Here is a 17951-nt window from a genome sequence, read left to right as displayed (position 1 = left end):
GAGGATGGCAGTCTATGTTGCGGTGCAGCAATTAGGATGGCCAATGAACCGGCCTCCGATCGGACTGCCCGATATTGAACCGGTAAGGGGCCCGGCCGACGGCCGGACTACCACAGGACTTTGAACGCATGGCCTCGATATTCGGCTTCAGATCAAGGAATCCGGCCCGCGACCGCCAGACCGACATCTCGCGCCTCGACCGCCTGGCGAAGCTGTTCGAGCAGATCGCGGCCGAGATCGAGGCCGAGCGAAACGGGCTGGAGAATCGCTACAAGGCGACGGCCACCAACGCCGCCTTTCTGGTCGAGGCCATGGAGAACGGCTCGGCGTCTGCGCGCCGTTCCGCCGAGGTCGATGAATTGACGACGTCGATCCTGAATTGCGAGCGCCGCATCGCGGCGCTGTCGCGCCAGAACGGCATGGTCCGGGAGCTTCGTCATTCGCTGGATATGGTTTTCGATGAGGACGGGTCGTCCGATATGACGGCCAGCGAGGGGCTCGCCAAACCGGCAGGCGCCGGCAGAGGGTGAAGGCTGAAGGGTGGATTTGGCGCGAGGCGAGAAGGCAGCTTGGGGAGGGGCTGACGAGAGAAAGAAAGCGCCGTTTGGCAACGGCTCGAATGGCTACTTTGGGTTGGGGATGCACAGCGCAAAGGTTGAGTTTCGTATGAATGCGGATCCGAGAACCACGTTCACCGTCGCAGTTCGCGGCATATCGTCAACGCGCCAGGCCAGGCAAGCCCGCCCGGGCGGTTCCACCGGACGCAGGGCTGCCCTGGTCGCGCTGGCCGCTCTCGCTGGCCTGTTCGCCGGGCCGGCGCCATCCTGGTCGCAGGATCTGAAGTCGGCGCCCTCATTCGTCGATGATTTCACCAGCTTCAACCGCCAGCGCTGGTATGTCTCCGATGGCTGGACGAATGGCGGCCATCAGAATTGCACCTGGGCGAAGGGGCAGGTCAGCCTGGCGGACGGCGTGCTGTCATTGGGTTTCGAGAAGCAGAAGACGAAGGATCGCGACTACGCTTGCGGCGAAATCCAGACCAAGCAGCGATTCGGCTATGGCACCTACGAAGCGCGCATGAAAACCGACACCGGTCCCGGCCTCAACGCGGCTTTCTTCTCCTATATCGGCCCGTCGGACAAGCAGCCCTGGGACGAGATCGACTTCGAGATCCTGACCAAGGACACGTCCAAGGTGCAGGTCAATGCCTACATCGCCGGCAAGGGCAAGAACGAGAAGCTGGTCGACGTGCCGGGCGGCACGGAAAAGGCCTTCAACGACTACGCCTTCGTCTGGCAGAAGGACAGTTTGCGCTGGTACGTCAACGGCCAGCTGGTGAACACCATCACCGATCCGGCAAAGCTGCCCAGCCATGCTCAGAAGATCTTCTTCAGCCTCTGGGGCAGCGATACGATGACCGGATGGTTGGGCGCATTCGCCGATCCCGGACGCAAGCTTTCGCTGCAGATCGAGCGCGTCGCCTTCACCGCGCAGGGCGAACCCTGCCAGTTTCCGGAATCGCTGGCATGCAGCGTAAAGTAGAACCTATTGGGAAAGTCGATTTGAACCGGCCGGACCGACCACGGTCCGCTGCCCTGGACAGGAACAAAACAGAATGAATTTGACGGTGTTTGGTATCGGCTATGTCGGTCTCGTGCAGGCTGCTGTGCTTGCCGAAGTGGGCCACCAGGTCGTCTGCGTCGACATCGACGCGAACAAGGTCGAGCGGCTCAATCAAGGTCTCGTCCCAATTTTCGAGCCGGGCCTCGAAAGCATCGTCAGGGAAAACCACGCCGCCGGCCGCATCAAGTTCACCACCGACGCGGCCGCCGCCGTCAGGCATGGTGAAATCCAGATGATCGCGGTCGGCACGCCTCCCGGCGAGGATGGCTCGGCCGATCTCAAATATGTGCTGGCGGTCGCCGAGGCGATCGGCCGGGAAATGGATGCGCCCAAGATCGTCGTCGGCAAGTCGACCGTGCCGGTCGGCACCTGCGAGAAGATCAAGGCCAGGATCGCCGAAACGCTGAAGAAAAGAGGCCGCGAGGACCTGACCTTCGACGTCGCTTCCAATCCGGAATTCCTCAAGGAAGGGTCCGCCGTCGCCGATTGCATGAGGCCGGACCGCATCATCGTTGGCACGTCGAGCGAGGCCACCGAGGCGGTGATGCGCGAGCTCTACGCGCCCTTCAACCGCAACCACGAGAAGATGATCGTGATGGATGTGCGCAGCGCCGAATTCACCAAATACGCGGCCAATTGCATGCTCGCCACCAAGATCAGCTTCATGAACGAAATGGCGAACCTGGCCGAACAGCTCGGCGCCGACATCGAGGAGGTGCGCAAGGGCATCGGCAGCGATCCGCGCATCGGCTACCACTTCATCTATCCGGGCCTCGGCTATGGCGGCTCCTGCTTTCCCAAGGACGTGCGCGCCCTGATCAAGACCGCCGAAGGCGTCAAGTTCGACGCCAAGCTGCTGCGCGCCGTCGAGGAGCGCAACAACGAGCAGAAATCCGTGCTGTTCGACAAGGTGAACCGCTATTTCAAGGGCAACCTCCAGGGCAAGACCTTCGCGCTCTGGGGCCTGGCTTTCAAACCCAACACCGACGACATGCGCGAGGCGCCCGCCCGCACGCTGATGGAGGCACTCTGGAACGTCGGCGCCACCGTGCAGGCCTATGATCCCGAGGCGATGCAGGAATGCCAAGCCATCTATGGGCTGCGCGACGACCTGCTTCTGTGCGGCACCAAGGAAGCGGCGCTGCGCGGCGCCGATGCGCTGCTGATCGCCACCGAGTGGAAGAGTTTTCGTGCGCCTTCCTTCGACGCGCTGAAGGACGCGCTGACCACGCCGATCATCTTCGACGGCCGCAACCTCTATGATCCCAAGGTCATCGCCCGCCACGGCATCGAATATCACTCGATCGGCAGGATGGCGGCATGAGACCGGGTTTGGGCAATCCAATGTGGGATCGCCGCGGCCGGCCGGTGTGCTTGCCATGACGAACGCACAAGACCCGGAAAGGAGTTGCGGCTGATGGTGCTGGACGTAAAGCCGGAGCAGATCACCAAGGACCACTTCGACGTTGTCGCGATCGGTTCCGGTTTCGGTTCGGCCTTCTTCCTGCACGAATTCACGAAGCGGCGTAAGGCGCGCATCCTGCTCCTGGAATGGGGCCGCCACAACACGCATGAATGGCAGCTCAAGCAGAACGTCAACACCGACATCGAGGACGAGTCGACCTACAAGACCAATTCCGACAAGCCCTGGAACTACACGATCGGGCTGGGCGGCGGCACCAATTGCTGGTTCGCGCAGACGCCGAGGTTCCATCCCAACGACTTCAGGCTGAAAAGCACCTACGGCATCGGCAATGACTGGCCGATCAGCTATGACGACGTCGAACCGTTCTATTGCGACGCCGAAGACATCATGTCGATCTCGGGCGATCCCGACATGGCGGCGATGCTGCCGCGTTCGAAGCCTTTTCCGCAGCCGCCGCACCGCATGTCGACGCCCGACCGGATCATGAAGGCGGCGCAGCCCGGCCAGCATTTCGTCATGCCCACCGCGCGCGCCCGCGTGCCGACCGCGCAGCGCACCTCGTGCTGCGCCAACCTCAGATGCTGGCTATGCCCGGTCGACGCCAAGTTCACCGCCAACAATGGCCTGATGCATGTCTTCGAGCATCCCGACGTGTCGGTCTGCCTCGGTTCGGAAGTGCGCCGGCTCGATCATGTCGGCGGGACGGTCCGCTCGGTCACCTTCGTCCATGGCGGCAAGGAATATCAGGTCAGCGGCGACCTCTTCATTCTCGGCGCCAATGCCATCCAGAGCGCGGCGATCATGCTGCGGTCCGGCCTGGGAGGCGAATTCGTCGGCCGCGGCCTGCATGAATCCTATGGCTGGAATTTCGAGGTCTATCTCGACGGTGTCGACAATTTCGACGGCAGCACCATCACCACCGGCTTGAATTTCGGCCTCTATGACGGTCCGCACCGGTCCGAGCACGCCGCGGCGCTGGTCTATTTCGAGAACCGCTGGCAACACGGCATGCGCGCCGAGAAGGGGCGGTTGCGCCAGGCGCTGCCGCTCGTCGTGGTGACCGAGAACCTGCTCGACCATGAGAATTTCGTCACGCTCGACGAGGACGACAACGCCTTCGTCAGCTTCAAGGCGCCGTCGGACTACGCAGTCAAGGGCATGGCGCGGGCGCTGGAGAAACTGCCCGGGCTGCTCGCCCCGCTGCCGGTCGAACAGCTTTTCGATCGCGGCATCCGGCCAACCGAATCGCATGTCCAGGGTACGCTCCGGATGGGAACGGGCCCGGCCGATTCGGTGGTCGACAGCGGCATGATTCATCACCAGCTCAGGAACCTGGTCGTGGTCGGCACCAGCACATATCCGAGCTGTTCATGCGCCAATCCGAGCCTGACCGCGGCAGCGCTGTCCCTGCGGGCGGCGAGCCGGATGGCGTGAGAGGAGCAAACCAGATGATAGAGATCTCGCGACGCTCCGCACTGGCCGTCATGGCGGGCGGGGTGGTGTCGACCGGCATTGCCTACGCGGCAGTATCCTCGTTTTCGGATGAGGATCTGGTGCGCGTCACGCTCGAGAAATATTTCGGCAAGCTCAACATGCGCATCGAGCATTTGCAGCAGTTCGTCCTGGCGTTCCGCGACAGGAACCCGTGGATATTCCCGAGCAAGAAACTCAGCGACGCCGTCACCTTGCTCGAGGAGACAAGGCTGGGCAAAGCCCGCGCTCTGCTGCCGGAGCAGAAGAAGCAGGACCTCCTGCATTTCGACCGCTGGCTGATCGCCGAATTCCACATGCTGACCGACTACGCCTGGCGCAGTTCGCCGGGCGATCCGATCCGGTTCACCGGATGGCAGCCATGCACCAATCCGTTCGCCAATCTCGAGCAACAGAGTGCCTGAGGCGGTGCCGGAGCAAGCTCTCGGGCCACATTGAACGAAACGCGAAAGAACCAGGAGCCAGGACCATGAAAGTTCTTTTTGCAGGCGGAAACGGATACACGCCCGAATTCAGCGGCGGCGTCCAGTCGAGCACCCATCATCTGGCGGAACAGTTGATCGAGCACGGCCATGAGGCGGCCGTACTGGCCGCCCTGTTCGGCGACGGTGTCTTCGGCTTCAAGGCGCGCGCCAAGATGAAGCTGCTGCGTCAGCCGGCGGTCATCGACAGTTTTCCCGGCTATCCGGTGGTGCGGGCTTGGTTTCCCTGGAAGGCGGCCGACTTTGCCGTCCGCAGATTGAAGCCGGACGTGGCCGTCGTCCAATGCCACAAGTCGGTTCCGGTGGGCAAGGCGCTGCAGGCCGAAGGCGTGCCGCTGGTCGTCTATCTCAGGAACGTCGAGTTCCATGAGCTGGGCGGCGATCTGCGCGAGCTGCATTCGGCGCTCTACATCGCCAATTCGCAATTCACCGCGCGCGCCTACAAACAGAAGTTCGGCATCGATGCGGCGGTGCTGCCGCCGACCATCAATGCCGCCCTCTACAGCACGCCGACCACGGGCCAGTTCGTCACCTTGATCAATCCGTACGAGGAGAAAGGCTTCGAGCTCGCCGTGCGCATCGCCGGCGCCTGCCCCGAGATTCCGTTCCTGTTCGTGGAGAGCTGGAAGCTCGCCGACGATCATCGCGCCCGCATCGAGCAGACCATCGCCCCGTTCTCCAACATCAGGCTGGAGAACCGCACCGGCGACATGAAGACCGTCTATGGCCGCACCAGGATCCTGCTGGCGCCCAGCAAATGGGAAGAGGCCTGGGGCCGTGTGGCCTCGGAAGCCCATTGCAGCGGCATTCCCGTCGTCGGCTCGCGGCGCGGCGGGCTGCCCGAAGCGATCGGCCCGGGCGGCGTGGTGCTGGATTACGATGCCCCGCTCGCCGACTGGGTCGCGGCCGTCAGGCTGCTGTGGAACGACCGCCAGGAATATGACCGGCTCTCGGCCACGGCGCGCAGCTTCTCCGAGCGTCCGGAGCTCGATCCTGACCGCCAGTTCCTCACCTTCTTTTCCATACTGGACAAGGCCACACAGCAGCGCTCGCGGCAGGCGGCCTGATGACGGCCAGCCCGGCAGCCTTGTGATAGGAATTTTTTCTTGACAGGGTGAAGGCAGCTATGATAGATTTTCGGTTATGGTGCTGAGTTGCGCCGGAGGCCCGCCGCACAGGCGGGTTTTTCGTTTGATGCTTCTCGACAGACGCGCCGGCGAACACTCCAAGGAACCCGTTAATCTGAACTTGCAGCCTTGGCGGATCAGGCCAGGCGCTTGACCCGGCTTTTCAGCGTCTCGTAGCCGCGGGCGCCAAGCAGCGCGCGGGCAAGGGCCTTGGCGGCGCCCTTGCGGCCTTCCTGTGATTTGGCCTGTCGCAACCTGGCCGGCAGGTTGCGCGCCGCCTGGCCGAGCGCCGGGAGCGACAGCGCGTTGGGAAAGCTGACCATGTGCGTTTCGACGCACAGCACCGGTTTGCCCGACAGCTCGGTGATCCTCAGCGCCTGCTCGTGCTCGCTCTCGATGAACAGGATGGCATCGGATTTGCGGTAGAATTCGGCCTTGAAACTGCCATGCGCGCCAAGCCGCTGGCGCTCCGCCTTGCTCGGCAGGTCGAGCATGATCAGATGATCGTACTTGATCTCGTGCTTGGCCAGCCATGCCTCGGTCAAGGCGCGGTATTTCTCCAGCCGGCTGGTCACCAGCCAGCCGATCTTGCGGGTCGCGGTATGGAGCGGCCGCGCTTCGCTGAGGAATTTCTCGTAGGCCGGACCGTCGTCGTTTTCCGCCTCGGTCGGATCGAGGCACAGCACCCCGTCTATGTCGACGCAGCATTGCGCCAGGAATTTATGATGCATGAAGTTCCACTGGAACATGCGCGGGTGCGGCACGACCTCGAAGACGACATCGGTCTCGGCATGCTGCGGCTCAAGCCCGAACACGGCGGCAAAGGTGTAGGCTGCCTCGATGCCGGCACCCTCTATGCGGGCGCGGGCGTCGCGCATGGCGTTGCCGCCGGAGACGCTGTCGTCGATCACCAGCACCTTGCGCACTTCCGCGACCTTGCGGTCGAGCACCGCACGGCGCTTGGTGATGCCCGATGTGTAGACGCGACCCTCGAGGAAGGAGTCCAGGTCGGTCATCGGTATGTTCGCCGCGAGACTGACCAGCGTCGCTGCCAGCACCCCGCTTCTGGGGACGCCGACCACCAGGTCGATGTCGCGCGGCAACCGGTGAAGGTTGCTCACGATCGCGTCGTTCATGTCTGAGATCGATCGGTAATGCATGGATCAGGCCTGATGCTCGGGTGAACGGTAAGGGTCGAAAGCGCCAAAATTATTGCGCCTCGCGCGGTGCTGCCGCCGGCGGCCTTGCCGGCAGCATTTTCAAGGCCTCGCGCAAGGCTTCACGGCCGGCTGCGAAGGCCAGCGCGATGACGATGGTGATGAGATAGGCAAGGATCGCGCCGCTGGCCAAGGCAATGACATGCTGCTGCGGCAGCAGCGGCTTGACCAACCAGACCACCGCCAGCGCCACATGCGCGCCGAGCACGAACGGCGTCGCCGCGCGAAGCACGTGGCTTGCCCGCAGCGGCCCGCTCCTGCCGACATAGAGCCACAGGAAAGGCGTGCGCAGATATTCGCTGACGGCATAGGCGATCGCCACGCCGAGCGCGCCATAAGGCAGGCCCAGCACGAAAGCGAGCACCGACGTCACCGCCGTGATGATGCCCCAGCGCATGAAGTCGCCGGAGCGGCCCTGGCTGACGAACAGCCATCCGGCCGGATTGTTGAGCGGCTGCAGCAGCCCGGCGAAGCCCAGCGCCAGGAAAATCGAGGCGCTTGCGCGCCATTGCTCACCGAGCACGAAGGGGATGAGTATGTCGGACATGGCGGTGGCGAAAGCGACGCCGGGAAGCGCCACCAGCAGGATCAGCGGCATGACGCGAAGATAGGCGCTGCGGTAGCGGTCGGGCTCGTCCTTCAGCCTGGAAAGAGCCGGCACCATCACCTTCGACAGCGGGTTCGTGATCTGGCTCAGCGGGAACAGGAGCAGCTTGTAGGCACGGTCATAGAGGCCGAGCTGCGCCTCGCCCCAGTATTTTCCGATCAGCACGTTGTCGAGATTGCGGGCGAAGAAATTGGCGAAGTTGAAGCCGGTTATGCCGGCGCCGAAATTGATCAGCTCGCTGATCCCGGCGACCTTGCGCGGCAGGCTGGGCCGCCAGCGCGAACTGGCCCAGTAGCACAGCGTCGGCAGCACGGCTCCGGTCAAGGTGCCGGCGAAAAGTGCCCAGTAGGAGCGGTCGATGAAGGTCCAGGCGATCGACACGGCAAGACCAGCCACGGCGCCTGCGACATCGATGATGGCCAGGCGGCCGAACTGCATGCGGCGGGTCAGGAGCGCCAGATGCTGCGCACCGAGGCCGTAGGCCATGATCTGCAGGCCCAGCGCCGCCACCAGGCCAGCCACACGCGGTTCGCCGTAGAAGGCGGCGACCAGCGGTGCCGCGCCGGCAAGCACGCAGGCCAGGATGGCGCTGACGGCGACATTGATCCAGAACAGGTAGTTCACCTCGTCGTGCCGTATGCCCGATTTCTGGATGGTCGCCTGGGTGAGGCCGAAATCCTGGAACAGCGCGATGAAGGCCAGCACCGGCGCGCACATCGCCACGACGCCGAAATCCTGCGGCAACAGGAGACGCGACAGCACGATGACGGAAATGATCTGCGTGGCGACCCGCACGGACTGCGACAAGGCCGTCACGACCGCGCCGCGCCCGACGGATTTGCGCAGCGAGCCTTCTGGCGGATCGAATGGATTGGCTTCCAAATTCAGGATTCCTGATTCTTGTGCAGGTTCCGACCAGGAACCCTGCAACCGCCGCCGCGGCCAAATTACGGCATTTATTTTGCAGTGCAACAAAAAACGTGGATTTTGCTACGCTGCACCAAAAATGTTGCGATGCAGCAAGACCTGTACTAGGTTCGCCGTGGGTGGGCCAACAGCGGTCGAGTTTTCATGCTGAATGTCTTGTACCTTGTGCATGACGTTTCCGACCCGGCAGTGCGCCGGCGGATTACAATGCTCAGGGCAGGTGGCGCCCAGGTCACGCTCGCAGGCTTCCGCCGCACGGCAAATCGCATTGCCGACGTCGAGGGTTTGCGGCCGCTGGATCTCGGCGCGACGCGTGACGGGCGATTCGCCCAGCGCCTGACGGCAGTCGCCAAGGCGGCGGTTTCGATCGGCACCAGGCTCCGCGGCATGCCGAGGCCCGATCTCATCATCGCGCGCAACCTGGAAATGCTGGCGCTCGCCCGCCGCGCCAACACGGCATTCGGCGCCGCGGTGCCGATCGTCTATGAATGCCTCGACATCCATCGCCTGATGCTTCGCAGCGATGCGGTCGGCAAGGCGCTGCGTGCCACGGAACGTTACCTTGCCAGGGACGTAAGGCTGCTGGTGACCAGCTCGCCCGCATTCACCGCCAATTATTTCGAGCCGTACGGCCAGGTGACGGCGCCGGTCGAACTGGTCGAAAACAAATATTTCGAGGCAGCGGCGATCCTGCCGGCCGAGCATGAGATGGCCGAGGCGCCTGTCGCGCCACCCTGGCGCATCGGCTGGTTCGGGGCATTGCGCTGCCGCCGCTCGCTCGAACTCCTGGCCGATTTCTCGCGCCGCGCCGACGGCCGGTTCGAGATCGTGCTGCGCGGCCGCCCGGCGTTGACCGAATTCCCGGATTTCCACGCCTTCGTCGAGGCGGAGCCCTGGCTTTCGTTTCGCGGACCCTACCGCAACCCGGAGGACATGGCGGCGATCTACCGGGACGTGCATTTCTCCTGGGCGATCGATTTCTTCGAGGCGGGCCAGAATTCCGAATGGCTGCTGCCCAATCGCCTCTATGAAGGCTGCCGATTCGGCGCGGTGCCGATCTCGATGGCCAACACGGAAACTGGGCGGTTCCTCGGCCGGCAAGGCATCGGCATTCTGTTGCCCGAAGCCTCACCCGACGCGCTCGAAGCCGCCATCGGCAAGATGGAGGAGCGCCGCTTCAGCACGTTGAAGGAGCGCGTTCTGTCGCGCAACCCCAGGATATGGAGCTATGATCGCAGCGATTGCCGGGCGCTGGTCGACAAGCTTCGCAGCCTGGCCGCCATGCGCCAACCCTTCGCGGCCGAGGCTTTGGCCTAGGATGGAGATCGCCCGATGATGCAAGCGCTCCCCTCCAGTCTGATCGTGATTCCCTGCCTCAACGAGGCAGCCCATATCGGTGTGCTGCTCGACCAGCTCAGCCCCGCGGCCGCGAGGCTCGGCGCCAGGATCGTCGTTGCCGATGGCGGCAGCACCGATGGTACCCCGGCCATTGTCGGCGAGCGTGCGAAGGAAGATCCCCGCATCGTCCTGCTCCACAATGAAAAGCGCATCCAGAGCGCGGCGATCAATCTTGCCGTCGCCAGATTCGGCGATGGTGCCGAATATCTGATCCGCATCGATGCCCATGGCGGCTATCCCGCCGACTATTGCGACCGACTGGTCGAGGAAGCGCTGGCAACGGGCGCCGATTCGGTCGTGGTCTCGATGCTGACCAGCGGCAGCGGCACCGTGCAGAAGGCGGCCGCGGCGGCACAGAATTCAAAGCTCGGCACCGGCGGTTCCAAGCACAGGCATCTGTCCGCCGGAGAATGGGTCGATCACGGCCATCACGCGCTGATGCGGATTTCTGCCTTCCAGGCCGTCGGCGGCTATGACGAGACGTTCAGCCATAATGAGGACGCCGAGCTCGACTACCGGCTGAGACAGGCCGGCTACAGGATCTGGATGAGCGGCAGGACGCAGATGGTCTACTATCCGCGCGCGTCGCTCAGCGGCCTCTATTTCCAGTATCTCGGCTACGGCCGCGGACGCGCCAAGAATGTCCTGAAGCACCGCGTCATCCCGAAGGTCCGGCAGATGGTGCCGCTGCTGGTGTTCCCGGTGGTGGTGCTCGCGGCCTTTTCCTTCGTGCACTGGCTGGCGGCGGTGCCGCTTTTGATCTGGGCATCCGTATGCCTCGGCTATGGCCTGTGGACGGCGGTAAGCCAGCGCAATGCCGACATCGCACTTGCCGGCGTCTCGGCGATGGTAATGCATTTCGGCTGGTCCGTCGGTTTCTGGCTGCAGCTTCTCGGCCTTGGCAAACAGCGCGGGGTCGCGTGATGGCGGTTCCAGGCAAGAACCGCCGCATCGATATCGGCGTGTGCACGTTCCGCCGGCCGGAACTGGCCGACACGCTGCGCTCGCTCGATGCCATGGACAAGCCGGCCGGTTTCGATATCCGTGTCGTCGTCGCCGATAATGACGACACGCCGAGCGCCAGGGGTCTGGTGACGTCGCTGGCGCGCGAACTGACGCTGCCGATCAGCTATCACCACTGCCCGGCGCGCAACATCTCGATCGCCCGAAATGCCTGTCTTGACGCCAGCACGTCGGATTTCGTCGCCTTCATCGACGACGACGAGACGGCTTCGCCATGCTGGCTTGCCGAGCTCGTCGCAACAGCCCAGGCAAGTGGCGCCGCCGCCGTGCTGGGCCCGGTCAAGGCGCGCTATGGGGCCGATGCGCCGGACTGGATGCGGCGTGGCGATTTCCATTCGACCTTGCCGGTCTGGGTGCGCGGCGAGATCCGCACCGGCTATACCTGCAACGTGCTGCTCGACATGGGTTCGGACAGCCTGCGCGGGCGCCGCTTCAGCCTGGCGCGTGGCCAGACCGGCGGCGAGGACACCGAGTTCTTCGACCAGATGCACAAGACAGGCGGCACGATCGCCTTTTCTCCGGAGGCTTGGGTGGACGAGGTCGTGCCGCGGACCAGGGCCGCGTTCGACTGGCTTGGCCGCCGCCGCTTCCGCGTCGGGCAGACGCATGGCCATCTCCTGGGGCGCAATGCGAGCGGCATTGGCCTGGTCAAACAGGTCGGCATTGCCTCAGCAAAGGCAGCCTATTGCTTCGCCGCGGCGTTTCCCTTCCTTGCCAGCCCCGTGCGGCGGAACCGCAGCGTGCTGCGCGGCATTATGCATGTCGGCGTCGTCAGCGGCCTTGTCGGCATCCGCGAGATACGTCTCTACGGCCAGCCCTCGCCACAGGAAGGAGGCAAGCGTGCAGCCTGACGTCAGCTTCGTCCCGGACGTTTCCTTCGTCATTGCAGCCTACAACGCCGAGGCGACCCTCGACCGGGCGATCGCCAGCGCCATCGCGCAGAAGGGTGTCAGCGTCGAGGTCGTCGTCGTCGACGACAAGTCGCGCGACGCAACGCTCGACGTGGCAAGGGCCTATCCGCAGGACATCGTGCGCGTCGTGGCGCTCGCGCAGAACAGGGGCCCCGGCGGCGCCAGGAACGCCGGCCTCGAGGCTGCCCGCGGCCGCTGGGTCGCGGTCCTCGATTCCGACGACGCGGTCTATCCCGGCCGCATCGCCGCCATGATCGCGCGGGCTGAAAGGGCGGGCGCGCAAATCGCCGTCGACAACCTCCAGGTCGTCCGCGAGGACGGCGTGATCGAGGATGCGATGTTCCCGACGCGCTATCTGGAGGAATTGGGCGAGATCTCGCTGGCCAGCTATATCGCCGGCAACATCGTCTTCGAATCGAAGTTCAATCTCGGCTATCTCAAGCCGATCTTCGAGCGCCGCTTCCTGGAAGAAAACGGACTTCGCTACGACGAGGACCTGATCATCGGCGAGGATTACATTTTCCTGGCCAACGCCCTGGCCAAGGGCGGCAGGTGCGTGGTCGAGCCTGACATCGGCTATGTCTATCACATCCGCAGCGGCTCCATTTCGCGCGTGCTCGAGCCTCATCACGTCGAGGCGATGCGCAAGGCCGATGCGATTTTCGCTCAAAGCCATCAGATGGACGCGGCCACGCAAGCGGCCTTCGCCCGGCGCAGCCGCAGCCTGCGCAAGGCGGCTTCGTTCCTGTCGATGGTCCAGCACATCAAGGCGCGGTCCCCGTTCAAGGCGATCCGGACGGCGCTCAGCGACCCGGCGGCGGTCAGGCATATGGGCATGCCGATCGCCGTGCGGTTGCGACGAGTAGCGGCACAATTTGCCGTGGGGGCGGGGAGGTGAAGATGCAGGCACATGGAGGGATTTTTCCTGGCCTGCGAATGGACTGAAGTCGATCTCCTCAGAAGGAATTTGCGATGAAGAAAATCAGGAAGGCCGTGATACCGGTGGCGGGGCTTGGAACGCGGTTCCTGCCGGCGACCAAGTCGATGCCCAAGGAAATGCTTCCCGTCGTCGACAGGCCGGTCGTGCAATACGCCGTCGATGAGGCCTTCGAGGCCGGCATCGAGCACATCGTGTTCGTGACCGGCCGCAACAAGGCGGTCATCGAGGATTATTTCGACCTGCATCCGGAATTGATCGGAACACTGGAGCAGAGCGGCAAGAAGGCGCAATTGCAGTCGTTGGAAAGCCTGCTGCCGGTGGCCGGTGCCACCAGCTTCATCCGCCAGCAATCCCCGCAAGGCCTTGGCCACGCCGTCTGGTGCGCGCGCGAGGTCATCGGCAACGAGCCCTTCGCCCTGCTTTTGCCTGACATGGTTTCGTTCGGCGGCCGCGGCTGCCTGGCCGAGGTCACCGACCTCTATGCCGAGACCGGCGGCAACGTCATTGCGGTCGAGCGCTGTGACCCGACCGAGACCAACAAATACGGCATTGTCGGCCGCGGCGCCGACATTGGCGGCGGTTTCGAGGTGACGGCGATGGTCGAGAAGCCGGCGCCGGCCAATGCGCCGTCGAATTTCTACATCAACGGCCGCTATATCCTGCAGCCCGAGATCTTCGCCCTGCTCGGCAACCAGCAGCGCGGCGCCGGCAATGAGATCCAGCTGACCGACGCCATGGTCCGCCTGGCGCAGGAGCAGTCCTTCTTTGCCCAGCCTTTCAAGGGCCGCATGTTCGACTGCGGCTCGAAGGAGGGCTTTATCCAGGCCAACATCGCCTTCGCCTTGGCGCGCGACGACATGAAGGGTCCGGTTTTCGAGATGCTCCAGGAGTTCGTCCGGTCGCATGAACGACAGGAAGAAGCCGCATAATGCCCATCTTTCGGGAGCATTGTCGGACGGCTGACGGTGCGATGCGCGGAAGGCCCTGTGGCGTCCGGCATGGAACTTGCGTTGCTTTTTGGCAATGCTCCCGATCTTCGACGTGCCTGGGAGCCAAGGCATGATCCCGGAAAGCGCAAGGCGGTTTTCGGAAAAGATCATGTTCAAACAGTGAGATAGAGCCCATCCCGATGATTGGGATGGACGGGCTCTGGAATTGGACCGAAGATGAACTATGCCAACTTTCCTCTCGACAAGAGGATGCCATTGCCGAATTCGGAAGCAGGAGACGGCGAAGACTTCATCGATGTCGAGCGGCTGCTTGGCATGGCAGCGCGGCAGGCCAAGGTGGTTGTCCTGGGCGCGGTCATTGGTCTTGTCCTGGGCCTGCTCTATCTGCAGACCACGCCGCCCAAATACCAATCGGTATCGAGCGTGCTGATCGATGAGGGGCTGAACAAGATCGTCGACGACATTTCGGCGGCGTCGACGACCATGCAGACCGATTCGGCCATCCTGAGCCAGATCGAAATCCTGACCTCGACGAGGCTTGCCGCCGTGGTCGTCGACAAGCTGAAGCTCGACCGCAACGACGCGTTCATGAACCCGCCCCAGTCGGCGCTCGCCCAGGGCATCGGCCTGATCCGTGGCCTGATCCAGTATGTTCGCCCCAGTCCTCCCATGCCGGGCGTCGGCGACGTCACCAAGCTCGACCCCGCCACCCGCGATGCGCTGATCGCGACCTCTCGTCGCGACTACGCGATCCTCAAATTGCAGAACGAGGTGCAGGCGGAGCGCGTCGGGCGAAGCTATGTCATCGCGCTCGGCTACCAGGCGACGGACCCGGCACTGGCGACCGCGATCACCAAAGCCTATGCCGATGCCTATCTCGCCGACCAGCTCGACGCCTCCTTCGATGCCACCGAGCGCGCAGCGGTCTGGCTGCAGGGCCGGCTGACGGAACTGCGCGAAAGCTCGCAGGCGGCATCGCTCGCGGTCGAGAAATTCAGGGCCGAGCACGGCCTGTCCGCCAACAGCGACGGCCAGCTGATGAGCGCCAAGCAGCTTGCCGACCTCAACGCCCAGCTTATCGTGGCGCAGGCCGATACCGCCCGGGCCAGCGCCCGCTACCAGCAATACAAGTCCATCGTCGAAAGCGGCTCGGAGAACGCCTTCAAGGATGCCGCCATATCGAGCGACCAGCCGAGCAGCTCGGTCATCGCGGCGCTCAAGACGCGCTATCTCGCCGTCGCCAAGCGGCAGCAGGATGTCGAGGCCAATTTCGGGCCGCAGCATCCGCAGGCGGTGGCGCTCGCCAAGGAGAAGGCCGACATATCGGCGCAGATATTCGGCGAGCTGAAGCAGCTGACCGAAAGCTATCGCAACGAATATGAAGTGGCGCTGGCGCGCGAGACCGCGCTCAGGGCCAATGTCGCCGCGGCGCAAGGCAAGAGCGCCATCGACAACCAGTCGCAGGTCAAGCTGCGTGAACTCGACCAGAAGGCGACGGCGCTCTCCACGCTCTACCAGACATTCCTCGGCCGCTACGAGGAAGCCGCCCAGCAGCAATCCTTCCCGGTCGGCAAGATCCGCATCATCTCGGATGCATCGACGCCGCTCAGCGCCTCCAGCCCGCGCACGGTGGTTGTGCTGGCGCTCTCGCTTGTGCTGGGCACGTTGATGGGTGCCGGGCTTGGCGGCCTGAACGAATTCAACGAGCGTTTCTTCAGGACCGGCGAGGATGTCCGCGACCGCGTCGGCCTCAAATTCCTCGGTTATCTGCCTGTCATCGGCGGCAAGACCGCCAGGGAGGAAAAGCCGGCCGACCCGGATCTCAAAACCGCCAAATCGCCGGCCGCGGCCGAAAAGCGCGCGCGCATGCGCGTCAGCGTCGATGCTCCGGCGTCGATGTTCTCCGAGACGCTGCGCAGCGCAAAGATCGCCTTCGACGTCGTCATGGAAGGGCAGGGCAGCCGCGTCATCGGCGTCATCTCGGTCCTTCCCGGCGAAGGCAAGTCGACGGTCGCGGCCAATCTGGCCGGACTGCTCGCCGCCAACGGCGCCAGGACGCTGCTGATCGACGGCGACCTGCGCAATCCGGGCTTGAGCCGCAGCCTCGGCATGGAGGCCGAGCAGGGACTGATGGAAGCGGTGGTGAGCGGCCAGACCTGGCAGTCGGTCGGCAAGATCGACCGGCAGACCAAGCTGGCGATCATTCCGGCCGTGCTGCGCGGCAATTTCTCGCATACCAGCGAGCTTCTCTCCTCGGCCGGCATGCGGCGCTTCATCGACAACGCCAAGGAGACCTTCGAATACATCGTCGTCGATCTGCCGCCGCTGGGGCCGGTGGTCGACGCCAAGGCCTTCGCGCCGCTTGTCGACGGCTTCGTGCTGGTCACCGAATGGGGCCGCACGCCGCGCGCGATGGTGAGATCGATGCTCGAATCCGAACCCTATGTCGCCAACAAGATCGTCGGCGCGGTGCTGAACAAGGTCGATCTCAAGAAGCTCGCCAAATACGGCTCGTTCGGAGCGTCCGAAAAATTCTTCGGCCAGTACTCGAGCTATTATCTCGACAAGACCGAAGTGCGCAGCAAGACAACGGTCTGAGTTCAACCGTGGCGATTTCCGTGCCTGAGTGACGAGGCAGGTCATCGCCTATGTGGCTGCGGCGGGCTACAATGGGAGTCTAAACCCGGGCATCATCCGGCAGGCAATGTCAGCTTACGCGGCCAATAGCGGCTCGCCACCAAAAGACTGAGATGGACGACAACTATTCCGAGGATGCCTGCCAAAGCCTTCAGTGAGCCGTCCGAAAGGCGCGCATGCCGACCGGGTTCGAGGAGCTGCATCAGCTCCAGCACAGTGGCTACGACGACAACTATAGTGACAGTGCCAGCCAAGCGGTTTGGAAAGCCGAGCCCCATTGCCACGCCGAACAGAACGTAGGCGAGGGCGCGTTCGAAATCTGGGTCACCCAGGTGGGGCCGCATCTGGATTGGCGACAGCGTCGCGAAGACAATGACGGCGAGCAAAGCAAGGGCGGCAATGCGAGAGATGAGGGTCATTGCCGTTCGTAAAGCGAACAAGCCGGCGAAACAAGTACGGGCATCTTCAAGGGTCGAATTTATAACGAGGTAGCTTCCGTACTGCTTGGCGGATTCAAGCAGCCGCGCCCGATCCAAAGACCCATGCTAGCCCGTGACGCCCGGTTTCTTTGGCTGATTGGCGATGTCTATGAAATGACATCCGGAGCAATATTGTATTGCGCAGAATCGACGCGCTTTGAGGTTGGCGACATGGATTGGAAGCAGGTCGGCCCCAGAGCAGATCAGTCTATTTCGCTTGCGAGCGATTTCGACGGCAGGTCGATCGTCCGCTCTGGATGGACGGCGGTGTCGGTCCAAGCCCTGGTCAGTTTGAGTTCTGACCGGGTTTCGCAGACAGCGCGATCGGGTCGGTTTCGATAAGCCGAAGCGACCGCACCATGTTCGCCGTTTGCGTCTTGTACTTGAGAAAATGCGGTGTGGTCAGATGGGCTTCGTACGCCGTCTGATCGGCGTAGCATTCGATCACGCGCACCTTTTCAGGCGCACCTTTTTCCGACACGGCATGAAGGAAAAGCACGCCCGGCTCGATTCGCACGGAGGCCTCGATCTCTTCGGCAATCAGGGCCTTGTAGCTGTCGATCTGGTCAGGATCGATTTCCAGTTCGGCTATCCTGACGATCCGCATCGATTGGTCCCTAACTTTGTACAGGGCCGCGACTCACTATCCAGGCCTCGGAACCCTGCGGCTGGACAGTGCGCTCCTGCGAGGAAGGCACCGAGGTGCCCGTTGG

Annotated in this window: 16 protein-coding genes; 12 read left to right on the top strand and 4 right to left on the bottom strand. The window is 63.4% G+C overall.

The window, feature by feature from the left end; all coding sequences use genetic code 11:
- Positions 1–128 precede the first annotated feature (128 nt).
- The 6 genes from FJ490_RS20775 (at position 129) to FJ490_RS20750 (ending at position 6089) form a co-directional block, all read left to right on the top strand.
- Positions 129–530, top strand: a complete 402-nt coding sequence (locus tag FJ490_RS20775) for a hypothetical protein (RefSeq protein WP_140512927.1) — start codon at positions 129–131, stop codon at positions 528–530.
- Between the two features lie 136 nt (positions 531–666).
- Positions 667–1542, top strand: coding sequence for a family 16 glycosylhydrolase (locus FJ490_RS20770; RefSeq protein WP_140497181.1), 876 nt, complete (start codon positions 667–669; stop codon positions 1540–1542).
- Between the two features lie 73 nt (positions 1543–1615).
- Positions 1616–2947, top strand: coding sequence for a UDP-glucose/GDP-mannose dehydrogenase family protein (locus FJ490_RS20765; RefSeq protein ID WP_140728824.1), 1332 nt, complete (start codon positions 1616–1618; stop codon positions 2945–2947).
- 93 nt (positions 2948–3040) lie between these two features.
- Positions 3041–4483 (top strand): GMC family oxidoreductase, encoded by a 1443-nt coding sequence (locus FJ490_RS20760; protein ID WP_140497177.1) that lies wholly within the window; start codon positions 3041–3043, stop codon positions 4481–4483.
- A gap of 14 nt (positions 4484–4497) precedes the next feature.
- Entirely contained in the window at positions 4498–4944 is a 447-nt protein-coding gene (locus FJ490_RS20755) for a hypothetical protein (RefSeq protein ID WP_140497175.1), read from the top strand.
- Between the two features lie 65 nt (positions 4945–5009).
- The gene (locus FJ490_RS20750; protein WP_140564956.1) at positions 5010–6089 is read left to right on the top strand and encodes a glycosyltransferase; all 1080 of its coding nucleotides are present in this window, start codon (positions 5010–5012) and stop codon (positions 6087–6089) included.
- 197 nt (positions 6090–6286) lie between these two features.
- Here the strand turns inward: FJ490_RS20750 and FJ490_RS20745 are convergent, their stop codons facing one another.
- Positions 6287–7309 (bottom strand): phosphoribosyltransferase family protein, encoded by a 1023-nt coding sequence (locus tag FJ490_RS20745; RefSeq protein ID WP_140728825.1) that lies wholly within the window; start codon positions 7307–7309, stop codon positions 6287–6289.
- 49 nt (positions 7310–7358) lie between these two features.
- Positions 7359–8855: a lipopolysaccharide biosynthesis protein gene (locus FJ490_RS20740; RefSeq protein ID WP_140497169.1), complete on the bottom strand. Its 1497-nt coding sequence runs from the start codon at positions 8853–8855 to the stop codon at positions 7359–7361.
- 189 nt (positions 8856–9044) lie between these two features.
- Here FJ490_RS20740 and FJ490_RS20735 point away from each other — a divergent pair, with 189 nt between their 5' ends.
- The 6 genes from FJ490_RS20735 to FJ490_RS20710 all read left to right on the top strand — a co-directional run bounded on the left by FJ490_RS20735 (position 9045) and on the right by FJ490_RS20710 (position 16720).
- Positions 9045–10217 carry a glycosyltransferase family 4 protein gene (locus tag FJ490_RS20735; RefSeq protein ID WP_140728826.1) on the top strand — a complete coding sequence of 391 codons (1173 nt, stop codon included), beginning with the start codon at positions 9045–9047 and terminating at the stop codon, positions 10215–10217.
- 15 nt (positions 10218–10232) lie between these two features.
- Positions 10233–11222, top strand: a complete 990-nt coding sequence (locus tag FJ490_RS20730) for a glycosyltransferase family 2 protein (RefSeq protein WP_140728827.1) — start codon at positions 10233–10235, stop codon at positions 11220–11222.
- On the top strand, positions 11222–12172 hold the full coding sequence (locus FJ490_RS20725) for a glycosyltransferase family 2 protein (RefSeq protein WP_140728828.1): 951 nt from the start codon (positions 11222–11224) through the stop codon (positions 12170–12172). The genes FJ490_RS20730 and FJ490_RS20725 overlap by 1 nt, the downstream gene beginning before the upstream one ends.
- Positions 12162–13130 (top strand): glycosyltransferase family 2 protein, encoded by a 969-nt coding sequence (locus FJ490_RS20720; RefSeq protein ID WP_140728829.1) that lies wholly within the window; start codon positions 12162–12164, stop codon positions 13128–13130. Before FJ490_RS20725 ends, FJ490_RS20720 begins: the two co-directional genes overlap by 11 nt.
- A gap of 74 nt (positions 13131–13204) precedes the next feature.
- A complete protein-coding gene (locus FJ490_RS20715) occupies positions 13205–14101 on the top strand; it encodes a UTP--glucose-1-phosphate uridylyltransferase (RefSeq protein ID WP_140643675.1) in 897 nt (298 codons plus the stop codon).
- Between the two features lie 237 nt (positions 14102–14338).
- The gene (locus FJ490_RS20710) at positions 14339–16720 is read left to right on the top strand and encodes a polysaccharide biosynthesis tyrosine autokinase (protein WP_140497157.1); all 2382 of its coding nucleotides are present in this window, start codon (positions 14339–14341) and stop codon (positions 16718–16720) included.
- Between the two features lie 92 nt (positions 16721–16812).
- Here FJ490_RS20710 and FJ490_RS32755 read toward each other — a convergent pair whose 3' ends face one another.
- Both FJ490_RS32755 and FJ490_RS20700 read right to left on the bottom strand, forming a co-directional pair.
- Complete coding sequence (locus tag FJ490_RS32755; protein WP_181165290.1) at positions 16813–17295, bottom strand: hypothetical protein; 483 nt, start codon at positions 17293–17295, stop codon at positions 16813–16815.
- A 229-nt stretch (positions 17296–17524) separates the two neighbouring features.
- A complete protein-coding gene (locus FJ490_RS20700) occupies positions 17525–17845 on the bottom strand; it encodes a putative quinol monooxygenase (RefSeq protein WP_140497155.1) in 321 nt (106 codons plus the stop codon).
- Between the last annotated feature and the right edge of the window lie 106 nt (positions 17846–17951).

It is taken from the genome of Mesorhizobium sp. B2-5-11 (assembly GCF_006440835.1).
GTDB lineage: Bacteria > Pseudomonadota > Alphaproteobacteria > Rhizobiales > Rhizobiaceae > Mesorhizobium.
The sequence above is the reverse complement of the archived record's forward strand: the minus strand, read 5'-3'. Positions and strand labels throughout refer to the sequence as shown.

Coding starts and splice junctions, on each gene's coding strand:
- FJ490_RS20775 (WP_140512927.1), top strand. CDS start 129: ATGGCCTCGATATTCGGCTTCAGATCAAGGAATCCGGCCCGCGACCGC.
- FJ490_RS20770 (WP_140497181.1), top strand. CDS start 667: ATGAATGCGGATCCGAGAACCACGTTCACCGTCGCAGTTCGCGGCATA.
- FJ490_RS20765 (WP_140728824.1), top strand. CDS start 1,616: ATGAATTTGACGGTGTTTGGTATCGGCTATGTCGGTCTCGTGCAGGCT.
- FJ490_RS20760 (WP_140497177.1), top strand. CDS start 3,041: ATGGTGCTGGACGTAAAGCCGGAGCAGATCACCAAGGACCACTTCGAC.
- FJ490_RS20755 (WP_140497175.1), top strand. CDS start 4,498: ATGATAGAGATCTCGCGACGCTCCGCACTGGCCGTCATGGCGGGCGGG.
- FJ490_RS20750 (WP_140564956.1), top strand. CDS start 5,010: ATGAAAGTTCTTTTTGCAGGCGGAAACGGATACACGCCCGAATTCAGC.
- FJ490_RS20745 (WP_140728825.1), bottom strand. CDS start 7,309: ATGCATTACCGATCGATCTCAGACATGAACGACGCGATCGTGAGCAAC.
- FJ490_RS20735 (WP_140728826.1), top strand. CDS start 9,045: ATGCTGAATGTCTTGTACCTTGTGCATGACGTTTCCGACCCGGCAGTG.
- FJ490_RS20730 (WP_140728827.1), top strand. CDS start 10,233: ATGATGCAAGCGCTCCCCTCCAGTCTGATCGTGATTCCCTGCCTCAAC.
- FJ490_RS20725 (WP_140728828.1), top strand. CDS start 11,222: ATGGCGGTTCCAGGCAAGAACCGCCGCATCGATATCGGCGTGTGCACG.
- FJ490_RS20715 (WP_140643675.1), top strand. CDS start 13,205: ATGAAGAAAATCAGGAAGGCCGTGATACCGGTGGCGGGGCTTGGAACG.
- FJ490_RS20710 (WP_140497157.1), top strand. CDS start 14,339: ATGAACTATGCCAACTTTCCTCTCGACAAGAGGATGCCATTGCCGAAT.
- FJ490_RS20700 (WP_140497155.1), bottom strand. CDS start 17,845: ATGCGGATCGTCAGGATAGCCGAACTGGAAATCGATCCTGACCAGATC.